Origin of the sequence: Roseivivax isoporae LMG 25204 (assembly GCF_000521865.1) — a bacterium.
Classification (GTDB): Bacteria; Pseudomonadota; Alphaproteobacteria; order Rhodobacterales; family Rhodobacteraceae; genus Roseivivax; species Roseivivax isoporae.
On record NZ_JAME01000010.1, the window covers coordinates 1 to 20376 of the forward strand.

12 protein-coding genes and 1 pseudogene are annotated in these 20376 nt (G+C 71.1%); 10 read left to right on the forward strand and 3 right to left on the reverse strand.

Annotated elements, in window-relative coordinates:
• Nucleotides 1–469: pseudogene (locus RISW2_RS08090) on the reverse strand (RsmB/NOP family class I SAM-dependent RNA methyltransferase); the annotation flags it as partial.
• Nucleotides 470–573: 104 nt separating this feature from the next.
• On the opposite strand from RISW2_RS08090, the gene RISW2_RS08095 reads away from it, so the two are divergent.
• The 7 genes from RISW2_RS08095 to treY all read left to right on the forward strand — a co-directional run bounded on the left by RISW2_RS08095 (nt 574) and on the right by treY (nt 14734).
• Entirely contained in the window at nt 574–894 is a 321-nt protein-coding gene (locus RISW2_RS08095) for a TraR/DksA family transcriptional regulator (RefSeq protein WP_051491867.1), read from the forward strand.
• A 263-nt stretch (nt 895–1157) separates the two neighbouring features.
• The gene (locus tag RISW2_RS08100) at nt 1158–3083 is read left to right on the forward strand and encodes an alpha-1,4-glucan--maltose-1-phosphate maltosyltransferase (protein ID WP_043769165.1); all 1926 of its coding nucleotides are present in this window, start codon (nt 1158–1160) and stop codon (nt 3081–3083) included.
• A complete protein-coding gene (gene treS / locus RISW2_RS08105; RefSeq protein ID WP_043768969.1) occupies nt 3080–6376 on the forward strand; it encodes a maltose alpha-D-glucosyltransferase in 3297 nt (1098 codons plus the stop codon). The genes RISW2_RS08100 and treS overlap by 4 nt, the downstream gene beginning before the upstream one ends.
• Entirely contained in the window at nt 6373–8589 is a 2217-nt protein-coding gene (glgB, locus tag RISW2_RS08110; protein WP_084615293.1) for a 1,4-alpha-glucan branching protein GlgB, read from the forward strand. The genes treS and glgB overlap by 4 nt, the downstream gene beginning before the upstream one ends.
• 7 nt (nt 8590–8596) lie before the next feature.
• On the forward strand, nt 8597–10696 hold the full coding sequence (gene glgX, locus RISW2_RS08115; RefSeq protein ID WP_051491868.1) for a glycogen debranching protein GlgX: 2100 nt from the start codon (nt 8597–8599) through the stop codon (nt 10694–10696).
• The gene (gene treZ / locus RISW2_RS08120) at nt 10689–12428 is read left to right on the forward strand and encodes a malto-oligosyltrehalose trehalohydrolase (RefSeq protein WP_043768971.1); all 1740 of its coding nucleotides are present in this window, start codon (nt 10689–10691) and stop codon (nt 12426–12428) included. Before glgX ends, treZ begins: the two co-directional genes overlap by 8 nt.
• Nucleotides 12425–14734: a malto-oligosyltrehalose synthase gene (gene treY, locus RISW2_RS08125; protein ID WP_084615294.1), complete on the forward strand. Its 2310-nt coding sequence runs from the start codon at nt 12425–12427 to the stop codon at nt 14732–14734. The genes treZ and treY overlap by 4 nt, the downstream gene beginning before the upstream one ends.
• Before the next feature lie 3 nt (nt 14735–14737).
• Here treY and RISW2_RS08130 read toward each other — a convergent pair whose 3' ends face one another.
• Complete coding sequence (locus tag RISW2_RS08130) at nt 14738–15673, reverse strand: 2-hydroxyacid dehydrogenase (protein WP_043768975.1); 936 nt, start codon at nt 15671–15673, stop codon at nt 14738–14740.
• A gap of 135 nt (nt 15674–15808) precedes the next feature.
• On the opposite strand from RISW2_RS08130, the gene RISW2_RS08135 reads away from it, so the two are divergent.
• Nucleotides 15809–16225 (forward strand): globin domain-containing protein, encoded by a 417-nt coding sequence (locus tag RISW2_RS08135; protein WP_043768977.1) that lies wholly within the window; start codon nt 15809–15811, stop codon nt 16223–16225.
• Between the two features lie 19 nt (nt 16226–16244).
• On the opposite strand, the gene RISW2_RS08140 is transcribed toward RISW2_RS08135, so the two are convergent.
• Nucleotides 16245–16859, reverse strand: a complete 615-nt coding sequence (locus RISW2_RS08140) for a response regulator (RefSeq protein ID WP_043768978.1) — start codon at nt 16857–16859, stop codon at nt 16245–16247.
• Between the two features lie 316 nt (nt 16860–17175).
• Between RISW2_RS08140 and RISW2_RS08145 the strand changes: the two genes are divergently transcribed.
• Both RISW2_RS08145 and RISW2_RS08150 read left to right on the forward strand, forming a co-directional pair.
• Nucleotides 17176–17712: a putative pterin-binding protein gene (locus RISW2_RS08145; RefSeq protein ID WP_244437528.1), complete on the forward strand. Its 537-nt coding sequence runs from the start codon at nt 17176–17178 to the stop codon at nt 17710–17712.
• Nucleotides 17713–17757: 45 nt separating this feature from the next.
• Nucleotides 17758–20370: a hybrid sensor histidine kinase/response regulator gene (locus tag RISW2_RS08150; RefSeq protein WP_156943800.1), complete on the forward strand. Its 2613-nt coding sequence runs from the start codon at nt 17758–17760 to the stop codon at nt 20368–20370.
• Nucleotides 20371–20376: the final 6 nt, after the last annotated feature.

Consider the following 20376-nt stretch of genomic DNA (forward strand, 5'->3'; position numbering starts at 1 on the left):
CCATGTCGGCCTTGAGCAGGTTGACCCGCAACGTGACCGGCGCGCGGTCGCGCAGTGCCCCCGCCACCGCCCCGGCCCGCGCGCCGAAGGCGTCGCGGAACCGCGCGCAGAGCCAGTCGGGCAGGTCCATGGCCTCGTCCGCGCCGGGCGCGCGTCCCGCCGCCGCCTCGTCCGCGCTGAGCGGCGCGGGCGCGTGCGGGGCGCCGGTGAAGCTTTCGGCCGGGTCGAGGCCCGCCTCGCGCAGGAGGCCCAGCATGCGGCCGCGGCCGGTCTCGGCCCCGCCCAGCGCGGCAGAGGACCGCCAGCGGCGGAGCGCGTCGAAGACGTGGTCGCGGATCGCCGCGCGGTCGCCCGAGCCGGCGAAGCGCGCGCCGCGCGCCCACGTGGTCAGCGCGCGCTCGGCCGGCTCGCCCAGCGCGATGCGGTCGAGAATCTCGGCCGCGGTGCGGATGCGGGCGGCGGGCGTCACGGCGTGGCCCTCGCTGGGGCGGCCTTGATCTGCCGCAAGGCGGTGGCGCGCGCGGCGTGCCAGCCTCGGGCGGTCACCGCGACGGAAGGAAGGAGACACCCCCCATGGATGCCGCCACATTGACCGTGTTCGAGGCGCGGATGCGCGCGCGCCGCGCAGAACTGCTGGCCACGCTCGGCACGATCGAGCGCACGCTCGACGAGCCGCCGAACCCCGATGCCGAGGACCGCGCCACCGAACGCGAGGGCGACGAGGTGCTGGAGGCGCTCGCGCATGCCGACGAGGTCGAGCTGCGCGCCATCGACGCGGCGCTCGGGCGCATGGCGGACGGGCGCTACGGCATGTGCCAGTCCTGCGGCGAACCCATCGGGCGCGCGCGCCTCGAGGCGGTGCCGACCGCCGCGCTCTGCCGGGACTGCGCCTGACGCCGGGGCGCGGCCGGTCCCGCCCGCGCGGGATGGTGCTGATGTCATCCGGCCCTCCGATCGGTCGCCGCCTCCGCGCGGTCTAAGCCCCGCGCGGCGCGGATGGAAGGGCGCGCGTCGCCCCGGGGCCCGCGGACCGCCCGCCAAGAGGTGCGGGAACATGTACCGTGTCCGGCTGTTCAGGGCGTCCATTTCCACCGGCGCCGGAAGACCAGCACATGCGGACACGTGTCAGGACGAAACCCGAGGCGGCGCACGCGCTCCTGTCTCTCGCCGAACGGCGCATCGCGATCGAGGGGGTGACGCCCGAGGTCCAGGGCGGGCGCTTCGCCGCCAAGGCGGTGGCGGGTTGGCCCTTCGAGGTCGCGGCCGACATCTTTGCCGACGGGCACGAGGTGATCGGCGCGGCGGTCGTCGCGGGCAAGCGCGAGCACCGCATGACCCATCTCGGCAACGACCGCTGGCAGGCGGTCCTGCGTCTCGCGGAGCCGGGCCCCGCACGGTTCGGCATCATCGCCTGGCGCGACCTCTGGGGCACCTGGGCGCGGGACGCGCGCAAGAAGCGCGACGCCGGCCAGGACCTGCGGGTCGAGCTGGTCGAGGCGGTGCAGCTCCTGTCGCGGGCGCAGGGCGGGCGCCGCTACGACCGGGCGCTCGCGCGTCTTGCCAAGGCGGCCGAGGCCGGCGACGCGGGGCCCCTTCTGGATCCGGAGACCGACGCGCTGATGGCCGAGATCGGGCCGCGGGCGAACCTCTCCGACCTCGGGCGCGAGGTGCCGGTCTGGGTCGACCGCGAGCGGGCGGCGTTCTCGGCCTGGTACGAGCTCTTTCCGCGCTCGATGGGGCCCGGCGACCGGCACGGCACGTTCCGCGACGTGATAGGTCACCTCGACTACGTGGCCGACCTGGGCTTCGACGTCCTCTACTTCCCGCCGATCCACCCGATCGGGACGACGAACCGCAAGGGGCGCAACAATGCCCTGCGCGCCGAACCCGGCGACGTGGGGTCGCCCTATGCCATCGGCTCGCCCGAGGGCGGCATGGACGCGGTGCATCCCGACCTCGGCACGATCGAGGATTTCGACGCGCTGGTCGCCGCCGCCGCCCAGCGCGGGATCGAGGTCGCCCTCGACATCGCGCTCAACGCCTCGCCAGACCATCCGTGGATCGCGGAGCATCCCGACTGGTTCGAGCGCCGCCCCGACGGGACGATCAAGTACGCCGAGAACCCGCCGAAGAAATACGAGGACATCGTCAACTTCCGCTACTACCGCGAGGACGGCACGCCCAACGCGCCGTTCTGGGAGGCGGTGCGCGACCTCTTCCTGTTCTGGGCGGGACACGGCGTCCTGTGCTTCCGCGTCGACAACCCGCACACCAAGCCCTTTCCGTTCTGGGAATGGGTCATCGCCGAGGTGCGCGCGCAGCATCCCGGCACGATCTTCCTCTCCGAGGCGTTCACCCGGCCCAAGGTGATGAAGCGGCTCGCGAAGGTGGGCTTCAACCAGAGCTACACCTACTACACCTGGCGCAACACCAAGGACGAGCTGACCGAGTACCTGACCGAGCTCACCACCGGGGGCTGCCGCGACTTCATGCGGCCGAACTTCTTCGTCAACACGCCCGACATCAACCCGGTCTTCCTGCAATATGCGGGGCGGCCCGGCTTCCGCACGCGGCTCCTCATGGCGGCGACGCTGTCGGGCAATTACGGCATGTATTCCGGGTTCGAGCTCTGCGAGAGCGCGCCCCTGCCCGGCAGGGAGGAATACCTCGATTCCGAGAAGTACCAGCTGCGCCGGCGCGACTGGGATGCCCCGGGCCACATCAAGGACGACATCCGGCTGGTGAACCGGCTGCGGGCCGCGAACCCAGCGCTGCGCGACTTCCTAAACCTGCGCTTCTTCGAGGCGCACGACCCGCGCGTGCTCTATTACGGCCGCTTCGACGCCGAGACGCGCAACTACCTGCTGTTCCACGTGCTCCTCGACCCGTTCGAGCCGGCGGAATTCGGCTTCGAGGTCCCGCTGTGGGAATTCGACCTGCCCGATGACGGGTCGATCGAGGTCGAGGACGCGATCCACGGCAACAGGTTCACCTGGCACGGCAAGAACCACAGCCTCGGGCTCGATCCGCAGGACCGCCCCTATGCCATCTGGAAGCTGGTTCCCCCGGGAGGTGCGGCATGAGCATCGTGGAACGCCGCCTCGCCGAGGCGATGGACGACAACCCGCGGCTCGACTGGTACAAGGACGCGGTCATCTACCAGTTGCACGTCAAGGCCTTCCAGGATTCGAACGGCGACGGCGTCGGCGACTTCGCGGGCCTGATGCAGCGGCTCGACCACGTGCAGGAGCTGGGCGCGACCGCTATCTGGCTGCTGCCGTTCTACCCCTCGCCGCTGCGCGACGACGGCTACGACATCGCCGAGTACAAGGCGATCAACCCGTCCTACGGCAGCATGGAGGATTTCGAGGCGCTGGTGACCGAGGCGCACCGCCGCGGCCTCCGCGTGATCACCGAGCTCGTCATCAACCACACGAGCGACCAGCACGCCTGGTTCCAGCGCGCGCGCCACGCGCCGAAAGGCAGCCCGGAGCGGGATTTCTACGTCTGGTCCGACGACGACCAGAAGTGGATGGACCGCACGCGCATCATCTTCAACGACACCGAGACGTCGAACTGGACGTGGGATCCGGTGGCCGAGCAGTTCTACTGGCACCGCTTCTTCGGACACCAGCCGGACCTGAACTTCGACAACCCCGCCGTGCTCGACGCGGTGCTCGACGTCATGCATTTCTGGCTGGACAAGGGCGTGGACGGGCTCCGGCTCGACGCGATCCCCTATCTCGTGGAGCGGGACGGCACCAGCAACGAGAACCTGCCCGAGACCCACGACGTCCTGAAGGCGATCCGCGCCGATCTCGACCGGCACTACGACGACCGGATGCTGCTCGCCGAGGCGAACCAGTGGCCCGAGGACACCCGCCCCTATTTCGGCGAGGGCGACGAGTGCCACATGGGTTTCCATTTCCCGCTCATGCCGCGGATGTACATGAGCGTGGCGCAGGAGGACCGCTACCCGATCACCGACATCATCCGGCAGACGCCCGAGATTCCGCCGGACTGCCAGTGGGCGATCTTCCTGCGCAACCACGACGAGCTGACGCTCGAGATGGTGACGGACCGCGAGCGGGACTACCTGTGGGACGTCTACGCCTCGGACCGGCGGGCGCGGATCAACATGGGGATCCGTCGCCGGCTCGCGCCGCTGCTGCAGAACGACCGCCGCAAGATCGAGCTGCTGAACTCGCTTCTGCTGTCCATGCCGGGCACGCCCATCGTCTATTACGGCGACGAGATCGGCATGGGCGACAACTACTACCTCGGCGACCGCGACGGGGTCCGCACGCCGATGCAGTGGACCGCCGACCGCAATGCGGGGTTCAGCCGCGCGAACCCGCAGGCGCTCTACCTGCCGACGATCCAGGACCCGATCCACGGTTTTCAGGCGGTGAACGTCGAGGCGCAGTCGGCCTCGCCCACCTCGCTGCTGAACTGGATGCGGCGGATGATCGGCGTGCGCCGCCGGCACGACGTGTTCGGCCGCGGCGCGATCGAGCTGCTCTACCCGCGGAACCGCAAGGTGCTGGCCTATCTCCGGCGCACCGGCACCGAGACGGTGCTCTGCGTCGCGAATCTGTCGCGGCAGGCGCAGGCGGCCGAGATCGACCTGTCGCCCTTCGAGGGCTGCGTGCCGGTCGAGCTGACCGGGCAGTCGCCGTTCCCGCCGATCGGCCGGCTTCCGTACCTGCTGACCATGCCGGCCTACGGCTTCTACTGGTTCGTGCTGGCCGATGCTGGCGAGGCGCCGTCCTGGCACGCGCCGATGGCGCAGACGCTTCCGGACTTCATCACGCTGACCTCGCGTGACGGCACGCTGTCCTCGGCGCTGTCGGACCGTGCCGCGCCGGCCTTCGCCCGAGAGACGCTCGCGGACTACCTGCCGCTCCAGCGCTGGTTCGGGGCCAAGGGATCGCGGATCGAGTCCGTGAAGCTGACGCGGCTGGCCGAGATGGGCGACGGGCGGCACCTTCTGTCGGTGGCCGACGTCGCCCTGCCCGGCGGCGTGACGCACCGCTACTTCCTGCCGCTTTCGGCGATCTGGGGCGAGGATGCGCTGACCATCGGTCCGCGACTGCCCGCGACCCTCGCCAAGCTGCGCCGCGCGAGCCGCGTGGGCGCCGTGGTCGACGGCGTCGTGGACGAGGAGATGGCGCATGCGCTCCTCGACGCGCTGATGGCCGGAGAGGAGCTGCCGGCGGGTGACGGCGTCGTGCGCTTCTCGCGGTCCGCGCAGCTTGCCGACCTGGCCGCAGGCGTTGGCGAGGCGCGGCTTCTGTCCACCGAGCAGTCGAACGCGTCCATCGCCTTCGGCGCGGACCTGATCCTCAAGCTCTACCGCCGCCTGCGGCCGGGGGTTCAGCCCGACATCGAGGTCGCGCGCTTCCTGACCGAGGAGACGGCGTTCACGGCGAGCCCCGCGCTTCTCGGCACGATCGACTGGATCGGCGCGGACGGCACGGTGGCGACGCTCGGGGCCGCGTCGGCCTTCGTGCGCAACCAGGGCGATGCGTGGACGCACCTGACGGGCGGGCTCGAGCGCGAGTTCGAACTGCGCGACATCGGCGAGGGAGAGGACGACGCGCCTGCCGTGCTGGGCAACGGCGTGCTGCGGCTCGGCGACGTGCTGGGCCGCAGGACGGCCGAGATGCACCGCGCGCTGGCAAGCGGCCCCGAGGGCGGCGCGTTCGGCACCGAACCGCTCGGGCCCGACGACGTGGCGACGATCGTCGCGGACGCGCGGCGCGAGGTCGCCGCGGCGCTCGACCGGCTCGGGGCGGAGCGCGCGCATCTGGACGAGGACGTCGCCGCGCTGGCCGACGAGGTGCTGGGCGCGCGCGACGTGCTCGATTCGCGGCTCGGGGCCGTCTGTCACGCGCGCCCCTCGGGCCGGCGCTGCCGCATCCACGGCGACTACCACCTGGGCCAGGTGCTGGTGGTCGAGGCGGACGTCAACATCATCGACTTCGAGGGCGAACCGACCCGAACGCTCGAGGAGCGCCAGCAGAAGGCCTCGCCTCTGCGCGACGTGGCGGGCATGCTGCGCAGCTTCGACTACGCGCTCTGGTCCACGGTGCGCCGGCGCCTCGAGATGGGCGCCGATGCCGACCGGGCGCTCGCGGGCGTTCCCGAATGGCGCGGCCAGATGCAATCGGCGTTCCTCGACAGCTACCGCGCCGGCATGGACGGCGCGGCCCTGCATCCCGACGACCCGGCATTCGAACGGGCGCTGCTCGACACCTTCCTCGTGCAGAAGGCCGCCTACGAGATCGGCTACGAGATGGCGCTGCGCCCGTCCTGGACCGACATTCCGCTGCGCGGCCTTCTCGCGCTCATCGACGGCTGGAGAGAAACGTGACCGAAACGATCCCAGACGACACCCTGCCCGCGACCGCGCCGTCCGCGCAGGACATCCAGGCGATCCTGCGCGGCCAGCACGGCGATCCGTTCCGCGTGCTCGGGATGCACGAGGCCGAGGGTGGCGGCGCGACGGTCAACGTCTTCGCGCCGGGTGCGGCGACGGTCGCGGTGCTGGACGTCCGCGGCCGCGAGGCGACCGCCCTCGCGCCCCTCGGCAACGAGGGGTTCTTTCACGGGACGCTGCCGCGCACCCTGCCGACACCGCTGCGCCTGCGGCTGACCGATGCCTCGGGCGGGCGGCAGGAGGTGCACGACCCCTATTCCTTCCGGCCCGTTCTGGGCGATCTCGACGAGCACCTCATCGGCGAGGGCCGGCACGAGGAGCTCTACGAGCGACTCGGCGCGCACCCGACGACGCACGAGGGGGTCGAGGGCACGTCCTTCGCGGTCTGGGCGCCGAACGCGCGGCGCGTGTCGGTCGTGGGCCCGTTCAACGCCTGGGATGGGCGCCGGCATGCCATGCGCCGCCGCGGCGCAGGGGGCGTGTGGGAGATCTTCCTGCCGGGCCTCGGGCGGGGCGCGCTCTACAAGTACGAGATCGTCGGCGCGCATGGCCAACTCCTGCCGCTCAAGGCCGACCCCATGGGCGCCCGCGCCGAGGTGCCGCCGGGCACCGCTTCGGTGGTGCACGGGCGGGTTTGGCACGAATGGCGCGACGACGGCTGGATCGCGGCCCGCGCGGACGACCGGCCCGCGGAGCGCCCGGTGTCGATCTACGAAGTCCATGCCGGCAGCTGGCGGCGCGGCGACGGCGACACCCTTTTGTCCTACGACGAGATGGCCGAGGCGCTCGTGGCCTATGCCACCGAGATGAACTTCACCCACGTGCAGTTCCTGCCCCTGTCCGAGCACCCCTTCACCGGATCGTGGGGCTACCAGCCCATCGGGCTCTTCGCGCCGACCGCGCGTTTCGGCGACCCCGAGGGCTTCGCGCGGCTCGTCGACCGCCTGCACGGCGCGGGCATCGGCGTGATCGTCGACTGGGTTCCGGCGCATTTTCCCTCGGACGCGCACGGGCTCGCCCGGTTCGACGGCACGGCGCTCTACGAGCACGAGGATCCGCGACAGGGCTTCCACCGCGACTGGAACACGCTCATCTACAATTTCGGCCGACGCGAGGTCGCGAACGTGCTGCGCGCCTCGGCCACCTGCTGGCTGAAGGAATTCCACGTGGACGCGCTGCGCGTCGATGCCGTGGCCTCGATGCTCTACCTCGACTATTCGCGCGACGAGGGCGACTGGGTCCCGAACCGCTACGGCGGGCGCGAGAACCTCGATGCCATCGACTTCCTTACCATGACGAACGAGACGGTGCACCGCTACGTGCCGGGCAGCCTGACCATCGCCGAGGAGAGCACTGCCTGGCCGGGCGTCAGCCGCCCCGTCGCCGAGGGCGGGCTCGGCTTCGACTTCAAGTGGAACATGGGCTGGATGCACGACACGCTGTCCTACATGGCGCGCGACCCGATCCACCGCGGCCACCACCACGGCGAGATGACGTTCGGGCTGGTCTACGCCTTCTCGGAGAACTTCGTCCTGCCGCTCAGCCACGACGAGGTGGTGCACGGCAAGGGGTCGCTTCTCGGCAAGATGCCGGGCGACCGCTGGCAGAAATTCGCGAACCTGCGCGCCTATTACGGCTTCATGTGGGGGCATCCCGGCAAGAAGCTCCTGTTCATGGGCGGCGAGTTCGCGCAGGACCGCGAATGGAACCACGACCGCTCGCTCGACTGGCACCTGCTCGACGATCCCGCGCACCGCGGCATGCAGCGGCTGGTGCGGGATCTGAACGCGCTCTACCGCGACGTGCCGGCGCTGCACCAGCGGGACTGCGACCCCGAGGGGTTCCGCTGGATCGAGGGCGGCGACGCCCGCAACAACGTCTTCTCCTTCGTGCGGACAGGCCGGCACGGCACCCCGCCGATCGTGGTCGTCTGCAACATGGCGCCGGTCGTGCGCGAGGGATTCCGCCTAGGAATGCCGCATTCGGGACTTTGGCGCGACGTCCTGAACACCGACAGGGAACTCTATGGCGGCTCGGGCGTCGGGAGTGGGGACGTTTCCGCGCACGAGGACGAGATGCACGGGCTCCCCGCATCGGCGGCACTGACGCTGCCGCCGCTCGCAACGCTGTTCCTCTTGCCGGAGTAAGCCAAAAATGATCGCAGCGCCCGCCGTGCCGAAACGGCGCATCCTGACCGGATCCGACGTGCCTCTCGGGGCGACGTGGGACGGGTCGGGCACGAACTTCGCGCTGTTCTCGGCGCACGCGGAAAAGGTCGAGCTGTGCCTTTTCGACGACCGCGGCCGCCGCGAGGTCGAGCGCGTCACCCTGCCCGAGTTCACTCACCAGGTCTGGCACGGCTATCTGCCCGACGTGCGGCCCGGCCAGCTCTACGGCTACCGCGTGCACGGGCCCTATGCGCCCGAGGCCGGCCACCGCTTCAATCCCAACAAGCTGCTGCTCGACCCTTACGCGCTGCAGCACCATGGCAGCCTGCGCTGGCACGACGCGATCTTCGGCTACCGGATCGGGCACCAGAACGGCGACCTGTCGTTCAGCCGGCGCGACAGCGCGTTCGTGATGCCGAAATGCGTGGTGGTGGACCCCGCCCACACCTGGGGCGCCTATGTGCGCCCGCAGGTCCCGTGGGAACGCACGCTGGTCTACGAGGCGCATGTGGGCGGCATGACGATGGGCCACGAGGGCATCGACCCGCGCCTGCGCGGCACCTTCGAGGCGCTGGCCGACCCGCGGGTGATCGAGCACCTGGTCGACCTGGGCGTGACCTCGGTCGAACTGCTGCCGGTGCAGGCCTTCTACGACGAGGGCCACCTGACCGACCGCGGGCTGGTGAACTGGTGGGGCTACTCGACGCTCGGCTTCTTCGCGCCGGCGCCGCGCTACCTGACGCAGTCGGGCGGCATCCAGGAGTTCAAGCTGATGGTCCGCCGGCTGCACGAGGCCGGGCTCGAGGTCATCATGGACGTGGTCTACAACCACACCGCCGAAGGGTCGGAACTGGGCCCCACCCTGTCCTTCCGCGGCATCGACAACGCGAGCTACTACACGCTCGCCGATGATCCGCGCTACTACTTCGACACCACCGGGTGCGGCAACTCGCTGAACCTGCGGCAGAGCCGGGTGCTGCAGCTCGTGATGGATTCGCTGCGCTACTGGGTCGAGGAATGCCACGTGGACGGGTTCCGCTTCGACCTCGCCAGCACGCTCGGCCGCGACCGCGACCATTATTCCGAGCACGCGATCTTCCTAGAGGCAGTGCGGCAGGACCCGGTCCTGAACGGCGTGAAGCTGATCGCGGAACCCTGGGACACCGGGCCGAACGGCTACCAGCTGGGCAACTTCCCGCCCGCCTGGGCCGAGTGGAACGATCGGTACCGCGACAGCGCGCGCGCCTACTGGAAGGGCGACGCGGGCACCATGCGGACGCTGTCGGGAGGGCTGCTCGGGTCGGCCGACACCTTTGCCCATGACGGGCGCAGGCCCTGGGCGAGCGTGAACTTCATCACCGCGCATGACGGCTTCACGCTCATGGACCTCGTGTCCTACAACGACAAGCACAACGAGGAGAACGGCGAGGACAACCGCGACGGCCACAGCCACAACCTGAGCTGGAACTGCGGCGCGGAAGGTCCGACCGACGATCCCCAGGTGCTGGCGCTGCGCGACCGCCAGCGGCGCAACCTGATGGCGACGCTGCTGCTGAGCCAGGGCACGCCGATGATCCTGATGGGCGACGAGCGCGGGCGCACGCAGAACGGCAACAACAACACCTACTGCCAGCCCGGCGAGATCAACTGGATGGACTGGGTGCCCGGGGACCGCGACCTGGAGTTCGAGGCCTTCGTGAAGGGTCTGATCGCGCTCCGCGCGTCCGAATCCCTGTTCCTCGCCGGCCGGTTCCTGCATGCGGGACCCGATGCGCGGGCGGGCCGCTATGCCCGCTGGCTGAGGCCCGAAGGCGACGAGATGTCGCCCGAGCACTGGGAGAACGGCGAGAACCGCGCGACGGGTCTCCTGCTGCACGAGACCGGCACGCATCTCCTGATCGCGATGAACGCGAGCGACACGGACCTGATATTCCGCCTGCCCGAGGTCGACACTCCCGGCTGGCAGCTGCTGCTCGACACCGCAGAGGGGTACGTCGACGCAGAGGGCGGGCGGGTCTACGAGGGTGCCGAGGTGCCGCTGCCCGGTCGCGCGCTCCTGCTGCTGAAGGCGCCGCCCCATGGCTGAGGGCACCTATACCTGGGGCGCCGTGCCGGTCGCGGACGGCGAATGGGCGTTCCGCCTCTGGGCGCCGTCCTGCGACCGCGTGACCCTGCGCCTCGAGGACCGCGACATCGGGATGCTGCGCGACGCGCGCGGCTGGCACGTGGCGCGGCAGGCGGCTACGGAGGGCATGACCTACGGCTTCGTCCTGCCCGACGGGCTGGTGGTGCCCGACCCCGCGAGCCGCAGGCAGTCGGGCGACGTGCACGCGCCCTCGGTCCTGACGGCGCCGCGCGCGGCGCCGTTCTGGCGCGGCCGGCCCTGGGAAGAGGCGGTGATCTACGAGCTGCACGTGGGCACGTTCACCGAGGACGGCACGTTCCGGGCCGCCATGGAGGACCTGCCGCGGCTCGCGGGGCTCGGCATCACGGCGGTCGAGATCATGCCCGTCGCACAGTTCGGCGGCGACCGTGGCTGGGGCTATGACGGGGTCCTGCCCTACGCGCCCCACCCGGCCTACGGCACCCCGCAGGACCTGGCCGACTTCGTGGCGGCCGCCCATGCGGCGGGCATGATGGTGCTGCTCGACGTGGTCTACAATCATTTCGGGCCGGACGGGAACTACATCGGCGCCTATGCCGCCGACTTCTTCGACCCAAACCGGCACACACCCTGGGGCGCGGGCATCGACTACGCGCGGCCAGAGGTGCGGCGCTTCTTCATCGAGAACGCCTATTACTGGCTGGCGGAGTTCGGCTTCGACGGGCTCCGGCTCGACGCGGTGGACCAGATCGTCGATCCGACCGAGCCCGAACTGCTGGTAGAGCTGGCGCAGGAACTTCGCACGCGCCTGCCCGACCGGCCGGTGCACCTGACGACCGAGGACAACCGAAACGTCACCCACCTTCACGAGCGCGGCGCGCACGGCGAGGTCCTGCGCCACACCGCCGAGTGGAACGACGACTTCCACAATGCCGCGCACGTTCTGCTGACCGGCGAGACCGAGGGCTACTACGCCGATTTCGCCGACGAACCGACACGGCACCTGGCCCGCGCGCTGGCCGAGGGGTTCGCGTTCCAGGGCGAATCCGGCCGCGGCGCGCCGTCGGGCCACCTGCCGCCGGCCGCCTTCGTGGATTTCCTGCAGAACCACGACCAGACCGGCAACCGCGCCCTTGGCGAACGGCTGGCGGCGCTGGCCGATCCCGCGGCGGTCGACGCGATGACGGCGGTGCACCTGCTGTCGCCGCACATCCCGCTGATCTTCATGGGCGAGGAATACGGCGAGACGCGGCCGTTCCTGTTCTTCGCGGGGTTCGGCGGCGCGCTCGGCGACGCGGTGCGCGAGGGACGCCGGTCCGAGTTCGCGGACTTCGCGGGCTTTTCCGGCGGGCCCGGGGACGTGCCCGACCCGGTCGATCCCGCGACGCGCGACCGCTCGCGGCTCGACCGGGCGCTGATGGCGTCCGAGGCGGGCCGCGCGCACATGGACCGGGTCCGCGGGCTTCTTGCGCTGCGCGGGCGCCACGTGACGCCGAGGCTCGAACGCGCGGGCGCGCGGTCCGGCCGCGTCCTGCTGGCCGAACGCGGCGCGCTCGCCATCGACTGGCGCCTCGACGGCGCGACGCTGCGGCTGCGCGCGCGCTTCGGCCCCGACGCCCCGCCCCTGCCCGAGGCCGCGGGCGCCGAGATCCACCGCAGCGGCCCGGACGACGCGCCCTGCCTCGCCATCCATCACATCGAGATGCACGCATGACGCTTCCCTCCGCCTGTTACCGGCTGCAATTCCGCGGCGGCATGGACCTCGACCGCGCGGCCGGGCTCGCGCCCTATCTCAGGGAATTGGGGGTCAGTCATCTCTACGCCTCGCCGCTCTTCACGGCGCAGGAGGGATCGACCCACGGCTACGACGTGACCGACCCGACCGAGATCGACCCCGCGCTCGGCGGGCGGGCGGCGCTCGAGCGGCTGTCCGAGGCGCTCAAGTCCGAGGGTCTGGGGCTGATCCTCGACATCGTGCCGAACCATCTCGCCTTCTCGGTCGAGACGCCGTGGCTGCGCGACGTGCTGCGCCACGGGCGGGACAGCCGTTTCGCGCGCCATTTCGACATCGACCCGGGCGCGGAGCGCATCCGCCTGCCATGGCTCGGCGCGCCGTTCGAGACGCTGCTCGCGGAGGGCACGTTCCGCGTGGACGACGACCCCGACGGGCCGGTCCTCGACACCGGGGGCCTGCGCGTGCCGCTCGGCGCCTGCGACGCGCTCGACCGCGCGCGGGGCGGCGACGCGGCGGCGATACGCGCACTGCACGCCGCGCAGCCGTGGCGGCTCGTGCACTGGCGCACGGAATCCGACCGGATCAGCCACCGTCGGTTCTTCAGCATCACCGGGCTGATCGGCGTGCGGGTCGAGGACCCGGACGTGTTCGAGGACACGCACCGGCTGATCTTCGACCTCGTCGACACCGGGATCGTCGACGGCATCCGCATCGACCACATCGACGGGCTGCTCGACCCGGCCGGATACCTCGCGCGGCTGCGCGCCCGGGTCGGCGACACGCCCATCTGGGTCGAGAAGATCCTCGCCGGGCGCGAGATGCCGCCCGAGGACTGGCCCATCCAAGGCACCACGGGCTACGTCGCCGCGCGCGCCTTCGGTCGGCTCCTGACGCGGGGCGCGGGGCTCGAGCGGATCGAGGCGCGCTACCGCGCGGCCACCGGGCGGACGGACGCCTTCCACGACGTGATGGGCCGGCTGCGGCGCCTCGTGATGACGGGCGAGCTCGCGGCCGAACTCTGGACGCTGCACGCCCAGCTCTCGGAGATCGCCGCGCGCGATCCCGCGGGCGCGGAGCTTGGCCCCGAATCGCTGCGCGAGGCGCTTCTCGCCTTCATCGGCGCCTTCCCGCGCTACCGCACCTACATGACCGCGGAGGCCGTGTCCGAGACCGACGCGGCGATCGTGCGCCTGACCGCGGCCCGGGCGGCCGAGACGCTCGACGATCCGGGCGCGCTGGAATTCCTCGAGGGCGTGCTGCTGCGGCAGGACGCGGCAAGCGCGCCGTTCCGCCTGCGGCTGCAGCAGGTGACCGGCGCCGCCGTCGCGAAAAGCCAGGAGGACACCGCGTTCTTCCGCGAGGTGCGGCTCCTGTCCATCAACGAGGTGGGCGGCGAGCCCGACGACGATCCCTCGGGCATCGAGGGGTTCCACCGGGCGATGGCGCGACGGGTCGAGCACATGCCGCACGGGCTGACGCTGACCTCGTCCCACGACACCAAGCGCAGCGAGGACGCGCGCATGCGCATCGCCGCGATCACCCATGCGCCCGAAGCCTTCGAGGCGTGGCACCGCATCTGCGCGGGTTTTGCGCCCGAGGGGCTCGACCCGAACGTGGTGTGGTACGTGGCGCAGACCTTCCTCGCGCTCGACGAACGCGACGGCGACCTCGCCGAGCGGCTGTCGGCGCACGTGGTGAAGGCCCTGCGCGAGGCAAAGAGCGAGACGTCTTGGACCGCGCCCGACCTCGACATCGAGGAGCGCGCGCAGGACTACGTCCGGCGCCTCGCGCGGCATTTCCCGCGCCACGCGCCCGAGGTCGACCGCATCGTCGGCATCGCCGACCGGATGTCGCTGGTGCAGGCGACGCTCAAGCTGACCGCGCCCGGCATTCCGGACATCTACCAGGGCACCGAGTTCGCGTTCCGCGCGCTGACCGATCCCGACAACCGCAAGCCGGTCGATTTCGACGCGCGCCAGGCGGCGCTCGGGGGCCGCATGGACGGGCTGGCAGAGCTCGACCGGCAGAAGTTCGACCTGACGCAGCGGCTGCTCTACGCCCGCCGGCGCCACGCCGCGCTGTTCCACGCCGGCACCTACGAGCCGCTGCCGGCACCGGAGGACACCTGCGCGTTCCGGCGCAGCCATGGCGACGCGACGCTCGGGGTGGCGGTGCGGGTCGATTTCTCGGGCGAGGCTGCCGCCCTGCCCGACCTCGCCGGCGCCGAGGTTACACGCGCGACGCTCGACGGCGAGGTGGTGGCGCGGGTGACGCTCGCGGGCTGACGTTCAGACCGGCGTCGGCAGGGCGAGGCCGGCGAGGAAGGCCGCGACGTTCTCGCGCTGCAGCGCCGCCATGGCCGCGCGCGTCTCGGCCGAACCCGACCCCTGGTGCGGCTGGATCACCACCGAGGGGATCGCGAAGAAGCGCGGGTCGATGTCGGGCTCGTTCAGGAACACGTCGAGCGCGGCGCCCCCGAGCCTGCCCGTCTCGAGCGCGTCGAGCATCGCCGCCTCGTCGACGGTCGTGCCGCGCGAGATGTTGACCAGCACGCCCTCGGGGCCGAGCGCCTCGATCACTTCGCGCGAGACGTAGCCCGCGGTGGCACTGCCGCCGACCAGGGCCACGAACATCACGTCGACCGCAGCGGCAAGCGCCACCGGGTCCGCGTGATAGGTCCAGCCCGGCGTCTCCTTCTCGGAGCGCGCGTGATAGTGGATGTCCATCTTGAAGCCCTGCAGCCGCCCCGCGATCTCGCGTCCGATGCGCCCGAGCCCGAGGATGCCCGCGCGCTTGCCGCTGGCCTGCCGGTTGAGCCGGTATTCGCCCCGGGCCTTCCACTGCCCCTCGCGGACCCAGCGGCTGGCATGTTCGGTCTCGCGCACCTGCATGAGCCACATGGCGATGGCGAGGTCGGCCACGTCGTCGTTCAGCACGTCGGGGGTGTTGGTCACGGCGACCCCGCGGGCACGCGCGGCCGCCACGTCGATGGCGTCGAAGCCCACCCCGTAATTGGCGATGATCCCGAGCGCCGGCAGCAGGTCCATCTCGGCCGCGCCGAAGGGCCTGTGCCCCTTGTAGGCCACGGCGCGGACGGACTCGCGCACGTCCTGCGGCAGGTCGGCCAGCGCGCCCACATGGTCGAGGTGCAGGGGCGCGAACGCGGCATCGAGCGCCGCCCGCTCGTGATCCTTGTAGCTGCCGATGGCGACCGTCTCGGTCATCGCTCGATCTCCCGCGCTGTCGTTCGCGGCGGACCATTGCCGCCGGTTCCCCGACTGTCAACGCGCGGGCCGCCCCGACCTTCACCATTTCCAAAGGTTTGTGGGGGATCGTGCGCGCGTATCGCGGGGACGAGGATGACGCCGGAACAGCTTGAACTCGTGACCGAAAGCTTCCGGCGCACCTTTGCCGGCAAGACGCCCGTCGCGCGCGCCTTCTACGACCGCCTGTTCGCGGAGCATCCCGAGCTGCGGCCGCTCTTTCCGCAAAAGATGGCCGCCCAGTACGAGAAGTTCACCGACACGCTGGTCTTCGTCGTGCGCCACCTCGCCCGCCGCGCCACCGTGCTCGTCTCGGCGGAGGAGCTGGGCCAGCGGCACCGCGCCTACGGCGTGCGGCCCGAACATTACGCGATCGTCGGCCAGGCACTGCTGGCCGCCATGGCGGAGGTCACGCCGGGCGGGCTGTCGCCTGCAGAGCGGGCGGCGTGGGACGCCGCCTATGCGCTGGTGTCGGACCGCATGCGCGCGATGACGGATGCGACCGGGGGCTGAGATCCGTTCCTGCCGGGCGTCAGAAGAGGCCGGCCTCCTTCGCGATCATTGCCGCCTGGGTGCGGTTCGCCGCCCCGATCTTGCGGTAGAGCGTTTTGACGTGCAGCTTGACCGTCGGTTCGCGGATGTCGAGATCGCGGGCGATCTCCTTGTTCGACTTGCCCTCGGTCAGTCCCTTCAGGACCTCGAACTCGCGGGTCGACAGCTGCTCGGCGAGGGGATGCTGCGGTGCGGCCTCGGCCGCACGCATGAAGTCGAGCGGCGCGTACTGCTCGCCCATGGCCATGAAGCGCACGGCGTTCACCAGCGACTTGGCCGACAGCGTCTTGGGCAGGAAGCCGGCCGCGCCGCTCTCGAGCGCGGCCTCGGCCACCTCGCGCGTGGCGCTGCCCGAGATGATGGCGACGCGGTGCCCGCCGGGCATCCGCAGCATGCGCTCGAGCCCGTTCAGCCCGTCCATGCCCGGCATCCCGTAATCGAGGAGCACGAGGTCGAAATCGGGCCCCTCGGCCACGAGCTGCGCGGCGTCGTTGAAGTTCGCGGCGCAGACCGTCTCGATTCCCGCCTCGCTGGTCAGGAACAGGTCCAGCGTGTCGCGCAGGAGGTCGTGGTCATCGGCGATGAGCACCCGCATGGCGCCTCCGGTGGATTGTCTCGTCGCCTGCACCGGCTGAGCTGTCGACATTGGATCCCCCCTGCATCGTGGTGCGCGTCGCACGAGGCGCGTCGATCCGGGATTCTACCAGAGCGCGAGTCAGGCGCCGCGACCTTTAATCTATAAGTCAGATATATTTTGCCGGGAATAGGGCAAAAGCCGGGACATACCGATTTCTGGTGACGGTTGGCTCTGCACCTGTGGCGCGACAGCATCGGACGCCCGGCAATGGCCTATCCGTTCGGATAGGTGACCTGCTCCGATGCCCGGCTGGCCTGCCGGGCGACCTGGCGCGATGATGGATCCGATCGAGTGGGAGCCTTGCGTGATGCACAACTGGGTTGCTGCGGCCGTTGCCGTGGCGTTCACGGTGTCGGCGGTTGCGGCCGAGGGGCTTTCCGAGCCTTCGGGCGACGTCTTGCTGACCATCCGCGGCGACATCGCGGAGACGAACGGCGATGGCGTCGCCCGCTTTGACCGGCCCATGCTGGAGGCGATGCCGAGCATCACCTTCAGCACGTCGACGATCTGGACGGAGGGAACCCAGGAATTCACCGGGGTGCCCCTGTCGGCGATTCTCGACAGCGTGGGCGCCGCCGGCGACACGGCGCTGGCCACGGCGATCAACGACTACGCCGTGCAGATCCCCCGCGACGACTGGGGCGACGCGGCGCCGATCGTGGCCTACGAGATGAACGGCGCTCCGATGTCGGTGCGCGACAAGGGGCCGCTCTGGATCGTCTACCCTTACGATTCGGACGCGACCTACCGCAGCGAGGTGATCTATGCCCGGTCGATCTGGCAGCTCGACCGGATCGTGATCGACGAGTGACCCGGTGACGCCCGCGTGCGGGCCTCTTGACGAAGGAGAGCAGGCGTGAGCGGGCCTGTGGAACAACACGGAAAGCGGCGGACATGGGTCCGGACGGGGCTCGCGGCCTCGGCCGTGGTGTTCGTGCTGGGACTGGTCGCCGGGATGGCGACGCTGATCCTGCGGCACATCGACGACCTGTCGGTGGCGAGCTCGGACAACATGCAGTGGAGCCTCGCGCAGGCGGACGTGGAATTCCTGCGCTTCCGGCTGTCGCTCGCAGATGCCCGCGCCGAACCCGACGCCGCGCAGCTGTCGCAACTGCGGCAGCGGTTCGACATCTTCTACAGCCGCATGGCCACCCTCGAGGAGGCCGACACGTTCCACACGCTGCGCGAGGACGCGTCGTTCGCCGCGCCGGTCGACCGCGTGCAGGGCTTCCTGCAGGCCACGGTGCCGTTGATCGACGGCAGCGACGCCGCGCTGGCCGCCGCGCTGCCCGAGCTCGACGAACGCGCCGCCGCCGCCGGAGAGAACGTGCGCCGCTTCTCGCTGGCCGCGCTGTCGGCGCTCGCGGCGCAGACCGAGACGCGCCGCATCGAGCTCCTGACCGCCTTGGTGCTCATGGCGGCGATCCTCGCCGTGCTCTTCGCCGGGCTCCTCCTGCTCGCGGGGTCGCTGTCGCGGCTGGCGCGGCTCGCGCAGGAGCGCGCCCATGAGGTGCAGGAAGGTGCCGCGCGGCTCCAGACCGTCGCCGACACCTCGCTCGACGCGATCTTCGTGACCGATTCCGAGGGCCGCGTGCGCCAGATCAACCGCGCCGCGCAGACGACGCTCGGGCTGCGCCCCGCGGACGCGATGGGCGCGTCGATCGTCGACCTGCTGTTTCCGGAAACGCTGCGCGATCCGCTGCGCAACGGCGCGCTGCGCTTCCTCGGGACCGGCACCCGGCCGGGTCCCGAGGAGCGCCAGTTCGAAACCATGGCGCAGGACATCGCCGGCCGGGCCTTCCCGGTCGAGATCTCGTTCGACCGCGGGATCAGCGGCGGCAAGCCGGTCTTCGTCGTGTTCCTGCGCGACATCTCGCGCCGCAAGGCCGCGGAGGACGGGCTGACCGAGGCACGCGACCGCGCGCTGGCCGGCGAGCGCGCCAAGGCGGAATTCCTCGCGGTCATGAGCCACGAGATGCGCACGCCGCTGAACGGCCTTCTCGGCACCATGCAGCTCCTGCGCGACCACGCGCTGACCGAGCGGCAGTCCGAGCTGCTCGACCGCATGTCTTCGTCGGGGCGGCTGCTGCTCGGGCTCGTGAACGACGTACTCGACCTTGCCAAGTTCGAGGCCGGCAAGATGGAGGTCGAGACGCGGCCGTTCTCGCTCGCGCGGCTTCTCGACGGGGTGGTGCAGACCACCGCACCCCTCGCCGCGGCGCAGGGCAACAGCGTGGAATGGCGCTGGGTCGGACCCGAGCAGCCGGGCGCGGTGGGCGACATGCGCCGGCTGCGGCAGATGCTGCTGAACCTCGTCGGCAACTCGGTCAAGTTCACCCGCGACGGCAGCGTCGAGATCGAGGTGGAGCGCCTGCGCGGCGATGAGGATCTCGTGGAGTTCCGCGTCATCGACACCGGGATCGGCATCGCCGAGGAGGACCTCGACCGCATCTTCCAGGATTTCGTGACGCTCGACAGCTCCTACGCGCGCACCGCCGGCGGCACCGGCCTCGGGCTCGGCATCGCGCGGCGGCTCGCGGCGCTCATGGACGGCGAGATGGGCGCCGAGAGCACGCCCGGCGAAGGCAGCCTCTTCTGGCTGCGCGTCCCGCTGGCCCCCCTGCGCGAGGCGCCCGAGCCGCAGACGGCCCGCACCGCGTCCTTCGGCGACGAGGCGTACCACGACGCCGCGGTCCGCACCGCGTCGCGCCGCCGGCCGCTGCGGCTGCTTCTCGTGGAGGACAACGAGATCAACCGCTTCGTCGCACGCGAGATGCTCGAGGCCGAGGGCCACACGGTGGTCGAGGCCGCGAATGGCCGCGCCGGCGTCGAGCGCGCCGAGGCCGAGGCCTTCGACGCGATCCTCATGGACATCTCGATGCCGGTCATGGACGGGCCCGAAGCCGCACGGCGGATCCGCGCGGGCCAGGGCGCCTCCGCCGACGCGCCGATCATCGCGGTCACGGCGCACGCCCTGCCCGAGGAGATCGAGAGCTTCCGTGCCGCGGGCATGGAACGCGCGATCAGCAAGCCCGTGGACCGCGCCGACCTGATCGGCGCACTCGATTCGGTGACCGGCGGGGCGGACGAGGCGGAGGCGGGCTATGCGGGCTTCGAGGCCGCGCCGCAGCGCGCCCCGCTCGTCGACGAACGCCAGCTGCAGAGCCTCGCCGAGAGCCTCGCGCCCGAGACGCGCGCGCGGCTCATGGACCGCTTCCTGACCGAAACCGAGGGCACCGTGGCGGCGCTGGCCGCGCGCGCACCCGGCGCACCCGAGATCGCGCCCATCGCCCACAAGATCGCCGGCAGCTGCGGCACGTTCGGCATGGTGGCGCTGGCGGACGCGCTGCGCCGCATCGAGACGCGGGTGAAGCGCGGCGAGCGGCTCGACGCCGACGAGCTGCGCGCGCTGCCCGATCTCTGGGCCGAAAGCCGTGCGGCGCTCCTCGCCTGGCACGCGGCCGCCTGAGGGCGG